We start from the raw sequence: 14,951 nt of genomic DNA, 5'->3' as shown, positions 1-14,951 counted from the left end.
GGTCAATTCCACTTGAAGCAAGATGGTCGCATGAATTTACAAATCCTTTCCCAAAGAGTCCCAGATAAGGAGGAAAATTGTCCTTATTTGTTATTTTGAGAAAAATGCGTTGCCATTCATTTTTATCCTTTGGAATTTCAGTGATTGGATCAAGGGTAAGATTTTCTGGGTTTTTGTTCTTACAACCAAAGTAGTCAGTCTAAAATTGGGGGTACTTTGCAATTAGTTGGTTTAAGCTAGACAAATTGTTTCTGATTTCTTCCATCTTGTATTCAAAATTGTTGCCAATAGAATATTCATCTTCAAAATAGTCCCAAAGTTCATCAATATTCTTGTGATGGGTCAAAACCATAGCTTTTGTGAAATCTAAATCATGATTGTTTAGGCAATCCACAAAATTTACAGATAGAATCTCATGCCTGTACTTCCATCTGCTTTTTTTTGATTCAAGTGCTTCTTGAAATCCATTTGCAGCTTTTCCAAAATCATGAAAAAAAAGTGCATTGAATATATCAGTATAAAAATAAGGATACTTAGTGAATTGATCTAATTCACTGTATATTTCTTTTAAATTAGAAAAAACAGAAAGACATTTGGAAGTATGTTCTTCAAGTGTTTCTCCATTACTCTTTGCCTTTATTGTCGAATTCATGTAGGCATACACCTTTATTTAATTCACTATCAAAATACCCAATGTCTATCTGTTGTTCGGATTCAACAATACAATAGGGACGCACTTCAATGGGTTTTCTTTGTGGTTCATCTGTGAAATCAGATGGTAAAGAAACAATCTGTCCTGGAACTTTGCCGTCAAATGGTATCATTGTGTTTTTGACAGATACATTATTCTTTTTTTCAAGATTGATTTCTTCAATTCGAGTTACCATTGCAAGGTCTGTTTGTCTACCTAGCAATAATGTATAATAGGGCTTTTCAAAATACTTTTTAAAATCAAGGTCTGAAATATAAAGGTTCAATGTGCAGTTGTACAAAAACTGTCTTTGCACAATGTTACTTCCCTGATATGAAACGGGTTTTGTCTTTTTTTCACCACCATATTCCAGAATACGTTCCAAATCCACTCCTTCACCTTCATGGGAAAAATCGTAGCCTATGGCAAGGTCCCATACATGCACCTTTTCTCCTTTTGCAGCAGATAAAAGGCCGTAGATGGTTGAGAGAGGAGGCACTTTGTATGTTGGCTGGTAGGATACTGCAAACATCGGATAGCGAAAAGATGCAGTCATTGCCTTTAATTCGACCCTGAGGGCTTTCATGATCATTCGCCTTTTATTACATTATCTTCTAATTCGGAAGTAAACATTTCAACTGCTTTGACAGGTGTAGTTATTTCAACCTGTACGCCTTCAGGAGGTTTGAAATGGAATATTTCCTTATCTTTATCAGTTTCAAAACCTGATAAAATTCCAATATAGACCATTGTTAGCAAATCATCTTTGTAGTCATCTAGTACCTCATAAAGAGCATCGATGTTTACCAAGCCGTTTTCATAATTTTTGTGTGGCATTATATTCATGAAAATATTGTTTCCACCGTTTAATGCAGCCAAGATTATAAGTTTAGGAGTTACATCAGTATGATGCAATGCTTGCATAGCCCCACCATTCAAGTAATTGATTGCTTTTAATGTATCAGTCACTCTCTTTTTCTTGATTTCTAAGGGGGCTTCATAGACATTTTCCCCTGATTTTAATCCCTTGGAGTCATATTCTTCAGCCAAAGCTGGAGATAGATTTTTACTCCCGGATTTATTTATCATGGTATATTTTCCAACCGAATCCAGATCAATCGAAAAAATTCCTTTCAGTATATTACTATAGAACTGGTGTGCAAAAAGGATTGGATCTGATTCCGTTTTCCTTGAGAGTACTCCAAAATCAGAAGTAGGCCTGATGGGATAGCCGATTAAAGGAGAGCATTTTAGTGGGGATACACGTGTTACTGTCACATTTTCTAGTTTCTTTTTTCCTGGAACTTCCTCTTTCCTGGCACTCATATAACCAAACATATCGTCATCATCATATTCAAGTGGGTTGCCTTTTGTGACTGCCTGGTTCTTTCCAACTACTTCTACAGGTGAGCAGTTCCATCCATACTTTTCTTCTAGAACATTTCTCCACCAATATCTCAAAGCCTGGCCAGAAACATATGGTCTTACACCTTCTGGAGAATAGATAGATTTAGTAGAGACCTCATTTTCGTTACCCCCACGTGAGTCTATTCCTTTATTGTTCAATGCTGAAAAAGGAGCATCTATCAGATATGTGCCAATTACTGTTTTCATATTTGTTCACCTTCGGCTCTTTCTTCATCTATATCGGTCATTTCTTCATCTGTATTTGCAAGGATTGGATGCAATTCTTCATATAGCCTTATAGTTATTAGATTTTGAACATCTCTCCAGTTGGAATAATCATCTGGCATGATAGAATAGACATAATCATCAAATGTGATCAAAGGCTCTTGTTTACCAAGGGTTTGCCAATCTTTTCCAATCATACGTAGTTGATTTTTAAAAGTTGGAAAGTCTTTTGCAGATATTAAATCATTGATGCGCTTTGTTTTCTTAGATTCAGTTATACATTGCGCAATCCTATCAGCATAATCTTTTATTGCATTAATCCGGTTCTGATTCACATTCTTCACCCTCTGCATATAATTTTCAACTAATATCCACGGAACAGTGGTTTTTTTGTTGACATCGTCTCTGAAAAATCTTAAAATACTTCTGTTTTTCAAAAGATAATCATGAATTTGATTATAGTTGGTTTTCCATATTGGTAAGCCGCTTTTTTTGTCTTTTTTACCCCTATAGTGCTTTGATAAAAGAGAGTACCATACATCTTTTAATTCGGGTGAATGCATAACTGATGCAACAAAACTGAATACATTATTAGGTAGTTTGTAAATGGAAACCCCTGCAGGGTTTTGATTATAGTTATCCATCAAGTAAAGGACGATTTCTTCTTTATCAATCGCTTCTTCTTCTCTTTCATAATTTATGAATTTATAAGCAAGGTTAAATAATGCATTCTGTGGATTTTTGAAACCTTCATCGAGTATTCCTGAAGTTTCTTTTGAATTAAAAGATCCCGCAGCATGTTTTTGCGTGATGTATTCAATACATTCTTGTCCAAATTTTTCTAAAACAAGAAGATTATTACAACTTATACAGCAAGGTTTGCCTCCTGATTTATAGTACAAAAGTGGAGAAAATTGAATAGCAAGAGCACATTTTGCACATAAGTCCATGCCATTTTTGAAAGAGGGGAAAAAGTTAGTAAAATCAGAAGATCCAATTAGTGGAACCTGCGTTTTTACAAATGGCTTGCCATCATTTCTTTGATGTGCAGGACTGCCGCAAAATACGCAATACTCATCATTATTGTTTTCAGAATTTAAGCCCTCTATAAGCTCATACAAGAATTCTATCGATTTGCCTTTCTTATCATAATTTTTTGCACTTTGAATGTAAGTACTATTGGGAAAAATAGATTGTAACTCCTTTGACCAAGCAGGAGTTAGATATAATTCTACAAGTTGTTCACTTGCCTGCTTCAATTTATCTTCAGGGCATTCGCTAATACTGAAACCTGTGTTCAATTTAATCGCAAGTAAGCCGGAAGTTATGATGGGATCTCCCACAAACCCGTCCATTTTCTAATGACCTCATATTTAGAGTTCTGGCCATATTAATAAATGTTTTTATCGTTATAAATCTACTTCAAAACTGTATATACAGTTCCGATATTAAATCAGAAAGTTTAATTTTACTTTGTATTGATTAGTTTATTAAAATAGCGTCTAAATAATAATTTCAATCCCTCTAAGGTCTGATTATAACCAGTCAGGTTGCCGGAAATACTGAAATTACACTCAATCATTTCAATCCCTCTAAGGTCTGATTATAACTATATACTCTATTATAGATGTTTTTATACATATAAATTTCAATCCCTCTAAGGTCTGATTATAACACCGTTCAAGACGAAACATACAAACATGATAATTGCATTTCAATCCCTCTAAGGTCTGATTATAACTGAGCCACCACAAAAACAACAAATTCAAATTATTGAATTTCAATCCCTCTAAGGTCTGATTATAACAATGAAAGTATAAAAGAATATAAAAAACATATAAGAAAATTTCAATCCCTCTAAGGTCTGATTATAACAGGTGCAGATTCAGCAGATACAAACATAGGAACGAAATTTCAATCCCTCTAAGGTCTGATTATAACAAAAGTATGATGATGAATTCACCGCCAAAGAAGCGCATTTCAATCCCTCTAAGGTCTGATTATAACGCAATCGTCACCGAGTGATATATATTTTGATCCGTTTACGCATTTATTTCAATCCCTCTAAGGTCTGATTATAACACGGATCGATACACAAAGATCCGTACAACAACAAGCAGATATTTCAATCCCTCTAAGGTCTGATTATAACATCCAGTCATAAATAGTTCGTTATCAGTACATGAAATTTCAATCCCTCTAAGGTCTGATTATAACAGGGACCGAAAGAATGTTCCTATTATCTATGGCTGTTTATTTCAATCCCTCTAAGGTCTGATTATAACGTCAAGATGATTACGTTCTTCATGTTCACCCGCTCGTTTATTTCAATCCCTCTAAGGTCTGATTATAACTTTTGGTTACTCGTGTTACCATTACCTTTTGTTGTAACAATTTCAATCCCTCTAAGGTCTGATTATAACATGATGTCTACTGATTCCATATTTTATATTGTGTATTTCAATCCCTCTAAGGTCTGATTATAACATCATACTCATTTTCATTCCATGTATTTTCAATCACATCATCATTTCAATCCCTCTAAGGTCTGATTATAACCTGCTGTAGAGAACAGACCAAAAGCATTTCCAAAGAGATTTCAATCCCTCTAAGGTCTGATTATAACCTGGGTACCGTAACAAGTTCGGCTGCAACACTGAAATTTCAATCCCTCTAAGGTCTGATTATAACGAAGACAAAGGAACGGGTACAGGACAAGATGGCATCAAATTTCAATCCCTCTAAGGTCTGATTATAACAAAATCAAGAATGGGCGCGCAAGGCTCCTATGCAGAATTTCAATCCCTCTAAGGTCTGATTATAACAGTATATAAATCGTGTACTTGCACGGTTTTATAAGTATTTCAATCCCTCTAAGGTCTGATTATAACGAAATATGACCCTCATGAAATCAAGCATGCCAAGATATTTCAATCCCTCTAAGGTCTGATTATAACAAAAAATTATGGAAAAGTATGGAATTGATAGAGGAGAATTTCAATCCCTCTAAGGTCTGATTATAACTCCAACCTTGAACTATACTTCTATAGTTCATGTTATATTTCAATCCCTCTAAGGTCTGATTATAACTTGAATCTCGATCATCTACAAGGAATACAGACATAATTTCAATCCCTCTAAGGTCTGATTATAACCAAATATCGGCGGAGACACATTCACGATCCAGAATGTATTTCAATCCCTCTAAGGTCTGATTATAACCAACGTCTCCAGTCACGGGTTGTTTTCCCGTTGCACTTTGAAGTTTGAAATATTTCAATCCCTCTAAGGTCTGATTATAACACATCATTTTCAGTTACAAATGTGTTTGTTGCTGAATTTCAATCCCTCTAAGGTCTGATTATAACAGCCTTTTAAACTTAGACAACCTATTACTAATTAGAGACTTAAAAATTTCAATCCCTCTAAGGTCTGATTATAACTGGCACTATATCCGTCTATGAATAATCAATGTTATGATTTCAATCCCTCTAAGGTCTGATTATAACTCACAATTAAATAAACCTTTAAAGAATAAAAGAGTAATTTCAATCCCTCTAAGGTCTGATTATAACATCCACGCCTACCGAATTAGAGCAAATGAATAATCATATTTCAATCCCTCTAAGGTCTGATTATAACCCAACGGCTGCGAGACCTGCTACTAACGGGAGGGCAAATTTCAATCCCTCTAAGGTCTGATTATAACTTTGGTTACAATGCTCCAATGAGTGTGGTAGAAGTCATTTCAATCCCTCTAAGGTCTGATTATAACAGTTAAGTTAGATTAATCTGTTTTATTAATCATTTTAATTTCAATCCCTCTAAGGTCTGATTATAACGTGCATGTGCTGTGCATGTGTATCATGAGTCTTTTAGACTCAATTTCAATCCCTCTAAGGTCTGATTATAACAAACAAACAGCGTTCACAGATCGCCCCTCTGACGCAGATTTCAATCCCTCTAAGGTCTGATTATAACCGGTCTATCCATGATATGATTTTAGATACTTACTAATTTCAATCCCTCTAAGGTCTGATTATAACCAATATCTTCGACTTCCTCAGTTGTTAATGTAGTTATTTCAATCCCTCTAAGGTCTGATTATAACAATAGACCAAGAAGCATTCAAAATACTGCAATCCTAATTTCAATCCCTCTAAGGTCTGATTATAACATGATGATAGATATAACTGAATCAGCACTTGTATCTATATTTCAATCCCTCTAAGGTCTGATTATAACGATTTAAGTCATTTAGTGCTACATCCCTTAAAAATAATTTCAATCCCTCTAAGGTCTGATTATAACATCTCAAAATTCAATGTTGTATTAAACGTATGCTCAGTATTTCAATCCCTCTAAGGTCTGATTATAACTATGACTGCTGTAATTTCTCCAGTTTTTTGAAAATATTTCAATCCCTCTAAGGTCTGATTATAACAGTATGCGTTGTATGGTATTTTTGCACTGCTAGGTATATTTCAATCCCTCTAAGGTCTGATTATAACCAATACTCATTTTGTCTCCTCCTTTTCTTCTATCTCCATTTCAATCCCTCTAAGGTCTGATTATAACTTGGCTGACTTGTAGCGTAAGATTTCACATAAGCATCGATTTCAATCCCTCTAAGGTCTGATTATAACCCGTCAAACTCAAATTCCTGTATTGATGTACTGCCATTTCAATCCCTCTAAGGTCTGATTATAACGGCACAAATAGTTACATCTATGTACATTCAAGTACATATTTCAATCCCTCTAAGGTCTGATTATAACATTTTATCCTAATTGTACTATCGTATTGTCTCAAATATTTCAATCCCTCTAAGGTCTGATTATAACCATGTTTGTTCAATCCTTTTTATTGTTTCTGTTTATGATTTCAATCCCTCTAAGGTCTGATTATAACTTGATACGTTATGCACATATCATTTTGAAGATGATGAATTTCAATCCCTCTAAGGTCTGATTATAACTTATTTAGTATTGGTGACTACAATAAGGTGATAAAAATTTCAATCCCTCTAAGGTCTGATTATAACTCAAGCGGTGTACTTACTGCAACTGATTTTGATGACATTTCAATCCCTCTAAGGTCTGATTATAACGTAATCGGGGTGGACTTAAAATTGTAAAAAACAAACATTTCAATCCCTCTAAGGTCTGATTATAACTATTTCCTCAATACCCTCATTTCCACGCATAAAGTTATTTCAATCCCTCTAAGGTCTGATTATAACAGAATTTTCAATAATGGTGCTACAGATATAGCAAGATTTCAATCCCTCTAAGGTCTGATTATAACACGATAGTACAATTAGGATAAAATACGTTAACCTATATTTCAATCCCTCTAAGGTCTGATTATAACAATATCAGGTACACCAGTAATAAATAAAAATAAAAAGGTTATTTCAATCCCTCTAAGGTCTGATTATAACTTTTTTCGGGCATGAGTCTGATTGGGTATATTCTCGATTTCAATCCCTCTAAGGTCTGATTATAACTTGTGTGTTGTCAGCAAGTTCAATTGCCCAATCAATATTTCAATCCCTCTAAGGTCTGATTATAACTCAATGCATCGTTCGTATATCAGGAGTGAGGCATAAATTTCAATCCCTCTAAGGTCTGATTATAACTATGCATAAGGTTCTTCACACTCAAATTTCAAATTGAAATTTCAATCCCTCTAAGGTCTGATTATAACAGAGCGCCCTGCATAACCCATTGTTGAATAACTACATTTCAATCCCTCTAAGGTCTGATTATAACATTCCTTTCATCGCCTGCAGATATCGTAATCTATGGATTTCAATCCCTCTAAGGTCTGATTATAACACAGCATCACGGTAGTTTTTGCCCTTCTTTGATTCCCATTTCAATCCCTCTAAGGTCTGATTATAACTAATCTTGAAGCAGTACTTGAAGAAAAGATTAGAGAATTTCAATCCCTCTAAGGTCTGATTATAACCACCTCGAGACGGAAAACAACAAGAAATATGAGCAGAATTTCAATCCCTCTAAGGTCTGATTATAACTTATTTTTTGTTGCATGTTTCATACATCCTTATTAATTTCAATCCCTCTAAGGTCTGATTATAACGATTTTGCACGACAAAGCATATCGATCCTTTCTGATGTATTTCAATCCCTCTAAGGTCTGATTATAACTATAATCACCTTAAAAAGATTACTGGCCCCTATTATATTTCAATCCCTCTAAGGTCTGATTATAACTATTCCTATGATTACAGGCTCAATGCATCATATATCATTTCAATCCCTCTAAGGTCTGATTATAACCTGGCATTAGAAGACACCTCCACCGACATCATCTTCATTTCAATCCCTCTAAGGTCTGATTATAACTGCTCCACAAATAGAAATGCCCAGTATTGAAAGTCCATTTCAATCCCTCTAAGGTCTGATTATAACTCTGGAGTGGTTGCCCCTAATGGAATTGTGGACGATATTTCAATCCCTCTAAGGTCTGATTATAACATTCTGTACTTTATTCTGTATTTTATCCGTTATTATATTTCAATCCCTCTAAGGTCTGATTATAACCATCATCATACTTTTTTTCATCGACATCCTCGCCGGATTTCAATCCCTCTAAGGTCTGATTATAACGACTATTATGAATGATGACGGTTCACCGTTTGGCTTATTTCAATCCCTCTAAGGTCTGATTATAACCCTGTTGATCCACAGGGGCTTGCTCTGTGGTTTTCATTTCAATCCCTCTAAGGTCTGATTATAACTTTCCCTGGCTCATCGTGGTATGCAGCTCTGTTTTATTTCAATCCCTCTAAGGTCTGATTATAACCATTGCGCTTTTTGGGGAAATACTCTACCACACAGTATTTCAATCCCTCTAAGGTCTGATTATAACCTAGGATTGCTTCCATAAGTAACTTCACCTGTTGCATTTCAATCCCTCTAAGGTCTGATTATAACATGTTCCGTGTAGTCTTCTATTTTTCCCTCCCCTGTATTTCAATCCCTCTAAGGTCTGATTATAACACAAACGTTGTTTTAGAGTGTTCAGTGCCAAACATATTTCAATCCCTCTAAGGTCTGATTATAACGTCTATCGTGGTATCGAAAATCTCTGGGGTAATGTAATTTCAATCCCTCTAAGGTCTGATTATAACAATTGCATAAGTACCTTTGATATGTGCTTAATTGAATTTCAATCCCTCTAAGGTCTGATTATAACCCTACTGGAGTATGTCTGGAGTAGCCATTGATGAGGATTTCAATCCCTCTAAGGTCTGATTATAACAGAATTGCATAAGTACCTTTGATATGTGCTTAATCGAATTTCAATCCCTCTAAGGTCTGATTATAACTTAAACGTACCTCTAACTTCTTTACCACCAATATCATTTCAATCCCTCTAAGGTCTGATTATAACATAGCCATTGTTCATTGTACATGTATGTACATTAATGTATTTCAATCCCTCTAAGGTCTGATTATAACGTGTTGAGTTTGTTACACCTGATAATGATACGTCATATTTCAATCCCTCTAAGGTCTGATTATAACATGTGCTATATCAATGCGGAAATGTGAGCATACTACATTTCAATCCCTCTAAGGTCTGATTATAACTATCAGTATTGTTCCATATAAGGTATGCTTATTTGAATTTCAATCCCTCTAAGGTCTGATTATAACCTTCCATTTCAGCAGTTGTACTAAATCCAATCTGTCATTTCAATCCCTCTAAGGTCTGATTATAACTTTTTCAGTTCATTTATATGCTTATACATATTTAATAATTTCAATCCCTCTAAGGTCTGATTATAACTATAATATTATTTTTGATGAAGACAACAGAATTTCATTTCAATCCCTCTAAGGTCTGATTATAACTACCACAGATTACTTATAATACTGTCGATAGTGCATCATTTCAATCCCTCTAAGGTCTGATTATAACGTGAACCAACATGTATTATTTCCATCGTTGTGTCATCGTCATTTCAATCCCTCTAAGGTCTGATTATAACACATACCTGCTGGTTTCGATACTAAACGCCTTGGTATTTCAATCCCTCTAAGGTCTGATTATAACCAAAGCAACCCGAACAACCTAAGTACAAACTGATTAAATTTCAATCCCTCTAAGGTCTGATTATAACGATTGCAATGTTTTAGATAGTATAAGACTAGGAAAATTTCAATCCCTCTAAGGTCTGATTATAACGGAATACGTCGTTCCATTCCAGAACGAAATAGCATGATTTCAATCCCTCTAAGGTCTGATTATAACTGTCTGGCGTATGCAGTAACAAAAACAGCGATAACATTTCAATCCCTCTAAGGTCTGATTATAACAAGAAAGGTTTGGTAGATAAAAATGAAGCCGAACTTATATTTCAATCCCTCTAAGGTCTGATTATAACTAATTGTATCAATGCATTATCATATCGACATAAACATTTCAATCCCTCTAAGGTCTGATTATAACACGTTTCTTGTAATGTTCTAAATCCTCAAATACTGTATTTCAATCCCTCTAAGGTCTGATTATAACGATGACATGAAAGAAGGTAAGATAGAAGGTAAGACTATTTCAATCCCTCTAAGGTCTGATTATAACTAAATCTTTTATAGTTTCCCAAAAAGAATTAAATGCATTTCAATCCCTCTAAGGTCTGATTATAACAAAAAAAGGAGGAAAGGAAATGCAACCCGGCGCGCTTAATTTCAATCCCTCTAAGGTCTGATTATAACCCTTGACAGGCATCTCGAAAGTGTCGCCTTTTGAGTATTTCAATCCCTCTAAGGTCTGATTATAACGCAGGCTGTGGATCATTAATACGCACCCACGGAACATTTCAATCCCTCTAAGGTCTGATTATAACCGTAGATGAAATATTTATACCATCACAGGAAGTAACATTTCAATCCCTCTAAGGTCTGATTATAACTGGTCTGTTTCATATAAATGATTGTTTGCCAACAATTTCAATCCCTCTAAGGTCTGATTATAACACAATAATATATCCAGCGCAGATGGATATGTGTATTAATTTCAATCCCTCTAAGGTCTGATTATAACTATCAGTGTAACAAGTATTCGAATATGAGGTGAGAGAAATTTCAATCCCTCTAAGGTCTGATTATAACTTGACAATACGCTGCCGTCAAGTTCTGCAAACTGTGATTTCAATCCCTCTAAGGTCTGATTATAACATTGAGAAGGCTGACGTCAATGAACTCTCAAGAGTTCATTTCAATCCCTCTAAGGTCTGATTATAACCAAGATGGATTTCATCTTATTTTAGGCTTATTGAGACGAATATAATTCAACAAAAAAGTGTGTAATTGCGTCTCCAGTTACGTTTATTCAAAAAAAGCAATTCAATGAATAGTCTGCAAATGTAACAAAAATTCAAAATCCAAATTGCTCATTTTCGTGGATCTTTAATTTGGAAGTAGCTTTATAAACATCCACGAAAATGTCATAGAAACATCAGATTATCGTATCAATATTTGTTTTTCTGGTACCCATTTCATCAAAACCAAGATATTTCTTATCCCTGACATGATAAAAAAAGACGCAATCAACATCTTCATCAATGAGTTCTTTTACTTCTGACCTTACCTTTATGTATTCAGCTTTTGTAAGCTCTCCTTCAAAGACACTGTTTTGAACCCAATTGAGGTACTGTTTAAGGAATATACGAACCTTATTCAGACGATCAATCCCCACATCATATACAGCAATCACATACATATTACCACCACATCACTAGTGGCTTATACTCCTCAACTCCGAGGATGTGCTTTGAAAGTTTATAAAGTTCCAGCCTTATAAGCCTTTTATATGAAACTTTACGGTTGAGACCTTTATGCTTGATTGTTGTACCCAACTTATCGTTATACTCCTGCAAAAATATCTTCTTTCCTTTCTCACTAAGAAGCATATCCCCGATCTCGCCTCTGAAGCAATTGTCATCAAGCATATTTTTATTGACTAGTTTCATAATAATCCTGTCGATAATAATTGGTTTGAATATTTCACTTACATCAAGAGAAAGGGAAAAACGCCTTTCAAACGGTTCATGAAGGTAGGAAATTGTCGGGTTCAACTGCGTATTATAGATTTCAGAAAGAACAGTAGTGTACATCAGGGAATTACCAAAGCTTATTAAGGTGTTCATCTTATTTTCCGGAGGCCTGCGGGTTCTTTTAACAATCATATATTCCTCAGGAAGAATCTCATCCAATGCCTGATAATACAGGCCACGCAATCTGCCTTCAACATTCATCATTGAAGATATAGAATCAGTCTCAGGCAGTTTAACAATTTCATCCTCAATACGTCCTATAAAGTCATTGAGTTGCTGATGATATTCATCATTTCTTGAATAATAGCGCAAATTTTTAAGAATATTGCCACATGCACCTTCAATAAACTTACCTGCAAGATACTTCCGCTTTGAATCATCCAGATAATGGGCAGACTGATTGATCACAAGGTCACCGCTTATCAAAGTCTCCCTTGGATACATACTACCCTCATAAAAACCGTAGTAATTAAAGAAATGTATCGGGATTCCATTTTTAGCAAGATATGAAACCACCCCTGAAGAAAAAGATAATTTACCGTATGCATAGATGGAATAAATCTTGTTTATGGGCAGAAGTCTTCTTTCATCCTTATTCTGGAAATAGACAGTGTTTTCTTTTCTTTTCAGATAACCATCCTGCAGGATATAATATTCGCTTTTAATAAAATTCCCCCTTCATTCTTCATACTCACTACCACTAAAACAAAATTCATAATAGGCACATTTGGGACAGATCTTTTTTCTTTTCGGGTTTGGCATCTTCCCAAGCACTATTATCTTTATGTCCTCTATTTCCTGAATAAGAGTTGATTCATTTTCAGGAGTCAGCGTAATATTCTGGGTCTTATTCAGTAGCGGATAATTGATAACACCCGTTGCTTCAATACCTTGTTTCTTAAAATAGTGGATATAGAAAAGCAATTGTGCTTCATGGGATTTTTCCATTTTCTTTGTCTTTTTGACCTCATGAATCCTGATTGTACCCTTTGTTTCCAAGAAATCTATACTCATGGTATTACCTATTGTAACATCCCTTCTTTTCTTCTTATAACGATCTTCATGAAGTTGCTTGCCAATTTGTACATTTGCATTTTCCTGCTCAAGATTAATATTATGAGAAAAAAGCCAGAGTTTTGTATGGCAGATATGATAGTAAGCAACTTTTACACCAGTTATACGCACTGAATCCGACCAAACGGCTGCAAACGAATTTGGGTCCACATCTGGTTGTTCTGACTCTCTCTTCTTTCCGGAATCAGTGTTTTTCATCTGCCCCATATGGTACACCTTACTCCACTATATCTACACATCCAAATCCCATTGCATTCTTTTCTCCAAACCCTGCATTGTATGCAAAAGCAATAAGTTCGGGATTTGCCTCTACTTCAAAAGTCATGATACTGCAACGCCTTTGGGTATTACCAATCGATATGCGTTTGGGTTTAACATTGTAGACGTCCAAAACATCAAAATGGTAATGATCCAACGATTGTTTATAGTATTCCTCATAGCGGTTTACTAAATTTCTATATAAATTATCATAGAATTTAGGTTCCTTGGGATAGAGGTCCACCATAACAAGTTTATCCTGTTTTTTTCTCTGGGTTTTTACATAGATAGGAGAAAGAGTCCTGAAAATACATTTATCTGAAAAGTTAGGTTCTTCGAGCAACTCTATATTTTCAATTGTAAAATTCGCTTTCAGTTCATTTTTTCCCAGAAAGAACTCAGGTTGCATTAATAATCCCTCAACAAAACTTTTGATAAATTTATTGTCAGGAGATGATATGAAAAAATGAGCTTTACTAAAATTCAAACCCTTGTTATTAGGAATTTTATCCTCTGCAATCAAATTGGAAAATGTATAGAACTTGAAACCTTTATATCTATGAATTTCATTTGCAAGTTCTACATTTGCAGTTGTCAAACGCTTATATAATATAGAAGCCAACCCATACTGGTAATCATAATGGATAGGATTAGAAGATAATTTTTTTAAGCTTACTTTACATCGCATATATGACACATGATTAGCATTGTATAAATATTTTTTATGAACATGTCATAGTGATCTCACAATATCCACTAAAGCAAGGGCTTAAAGTACCTTAATACAATTCAGGAGATAACCATGAACAACGCTGATGAAATCATAAAATACCTTGATATGAGCAAGCACCCCGAAGGTGGGTTTTTTAAAGAAACATACAGATCCGGGGAAACCATCAAACACCAATACCTACCGAAAAGATTTACTATAGATCATGCGTTTTCCACGGCAATCTACTTTTTATTAAAACAAGGCGAATTTTCAGCACTTCACACAATAAAACAGGAAGAAATCTGGCATTTTTACAGTGGGGCACCCATTGACATACATATGATACATCCAAATGGTGATTATGAACCAATCCATCTTGGAAACGACATATTAAACGGTGAGATACCACAGGGTATTGTCCCTGCAGGTTCAGTCTTTGGTGCAACAGTGTGTGATAATTCCAAATATGACTATTCACTTGTGGGATGTACGGT

The 14,951-nt window shown here is 34.9% G+C and carries 9 protein-coding genes and 1 CRISPR repeat array; of the genes, 1 reads left to right on the top strand and 8 read right to left on the bottom strand.

Going from position 1 to position 14,951, the window contains the following annotated elements:
- Positions 1 to 199 precede the first annotated feature (199 nt).
- From CP947_RS02235 to cas6, 8 genes are all read right to left on the bottom strand, one after another.
- Positions 200 to 652 carry a CRISPR-associated endonuclease Cas3'' gene (locus CP947_RS02235; protein WP_096711636.1) on the bottom strand — a complete coding sequence of 151 codons (453 nt, stop codon included), beginning with the start codon at positions 650 to 652 and terminating at the stop codon, positions 200 to 202.
- On the bottom strand, positions 624 to 1,277 hold the full coding sequence (gene cas5b / locus CP947_RS02230) for a type I-B CRISPR-associated protein Cas5b (protein ID WP_096711635.1): 654 nt from the start codon (positions 1,275 to 1,277) through the stop codon (positions 624 to 626). Before cas5b ends, CP947_RS02235 begins: the two co-directional genes overlap by 29 nt.
- A gap of 2 nt (positions 1,278 to 1,279) precedes the next feature.
- Positions 1,280 to 2,305: a type I-B CRISPR-associated protein Cas7/Cst2/DevR gene (gene cas7i / locus CP947_RS02225; protein WP_096711634.1), complete on the bottom strand. Its 1,026-nt coding sequence runs from the start codon at positions 2,303 to 2,305 to the stop codon at positions 1,280 to 1,282.
- A complete protein-coding gene (gene cas8a1 / locus CP947_RS02220; protein WP_096711633.1) occupies positions 2,302 to 3,678 on the bottom strand; it encodes a type I-B CRISPR-associated protein Cas8b1/Cst1 in 1,377 nt (458 codons plus the stop codon). The genes cas7i and cas8a1 overlap by 4 nt, the downstream gene beginning before the upstream one ends.
- Positions 3,679 to 3,835: 157 nt before the next feature.
- Positions 3,836 to 11,602: direct repeats of the CRISPR family, unit length 30 nt; unit sequence ATTTCAATCCCTCTAAGGTCTGATTATAAC.
- Between the two features lie 213 nt (positions 11,603 to 11,815).
- Positions 11,816 to 12,079, bottom strand: a complete 264-nt coding sequence (gene cas2 / locus CP947_RS02215) for a CRISPR-associated endonuclease Cas2 (protein WP_096711632.1) — start codon at positions 12,077 to 12,079, stop codon at positions 11,816 to 11,818.
- Position 12,080: 1 nt separating this feature from the next.
- The gene (cas1b, locus tag CP947_RS02210; RefSeq protein ID WP_279387839.1) at positions 12,081 to 13,058 is read right to left on the bottom strand and encodes a type I-B CRISPR-associated endonuclease Cas1b; all 978 of its coding nucleotides are present in this window, start codon (positions 13,056 to 13,058) and stop codon (positions 12,081 to 12,083) included.
- Between the two features lie 33 nt (positions 13,059 to 13,091).
- Positions 13,092 to 13,685, bottom strand: a complete 594-nt coding sequence (gene cas4 / locus CP947_RS02205) for a CRISPR-associated protein Cas4 (protein ID WP_096711903.1) — start codon at positions 13,683 to 13,685, stop codon at positions 13,092 to 13,094.
- Between the two features lie 19 nt (positions 13,686 to 13,704).
- Positions 13,705 to 14,433 carry a CRISPR-associated endoribonuclease Cas6 gene (gene cas6 / locus CP947_RS02200; protein WP_096711630.1) on the bottom strand — a complete coding sequence of 243 codons (729 nt, stop codon included), beginning with the start codon at positions 14,431 to 14,433 and terminating at the stop codon, positions 13,705 to 13,707.
- 114 nt (positions 14,434 to 14,547) lie between these two features.
- Between cas6 and CP947_RS02195 the strand changes: the two genes are divergently transcribed.
- A partial coding sequence (locus CP947_RS02195) for a cupin domain-containing protein (protein WP_096711902.1) occupies positions 14,548 to 14,951 on the top strand: 404 nt, incomplete at its 3' end.

The organism is Methanohalophilus euhalobius (assembly GCF_900215215.1).
GTDB classification, from domain to species: Archaea; Halobacteriota; Methanosarcinia; order Methanosarcinales; family Methanosarcinaceae; genus Methanohalophilus; species Methanohalophilus euhalobius.
The sequence above is the reverse complement of the archived record's forward strand: the minus strand, read 5'-3'. Positions and strand labels throughout refer to the sequence as shown.

What these genes read in the sequence shown, in the direction of transcription:
- CP947_RS02235 (WP_096711636.1), bottom strand. Translation starts at nt 652, where the DNA reads ATGAATTCGACAATAAAGGCAAAGAGTAATGGAGAAACACTTGAAGAA.
- cas5b (WP_096711635.1), bottom strand. Translation starts at nt 1,277, where the DNA reads ATGAAAGCCCTCAGGGTCGAATTAAAGGCAATGACTGCATCTTTTCGC.
- cas7i (WP_096711634.1), bottom strand. Translation starts at nt 2,305, where the DNA reads ATGAAAACAGTAATTGGCACATATCTGATAGATGCTCCTTTTTCAGCA.
- cas8a1 (WP_096711633.1), bottom strand. Translation starts at nt 3,678, where the DNA reads ATGGACGGGTTTGTGGGAGATCCCATCATAACTTCCGGCTTACTTGCG.
- cas2 (WP_096711632.1), bottom strand. Translation starts at nt 12,079, where the DNA reads ATGTATGTGATTGCTGTATATGATGTGGGGATTGATCGTCTGAATAAG.
- cas4 (WP_096711903.1), bottom strand. Translation starts at nt 13,685, where the DNA reads ATGAAAAACACTGATTCCGGAAAGAAGAGAGAGTCAGAACAACCAGAT.
- cas6 (WP_096711630.1), bottom strand. Translation starts at nt 14,433, where the DNA reads ATGCGATGTAAAGTAAGCTTAAAAAAATTATCTTCTAATCCTATCCAT.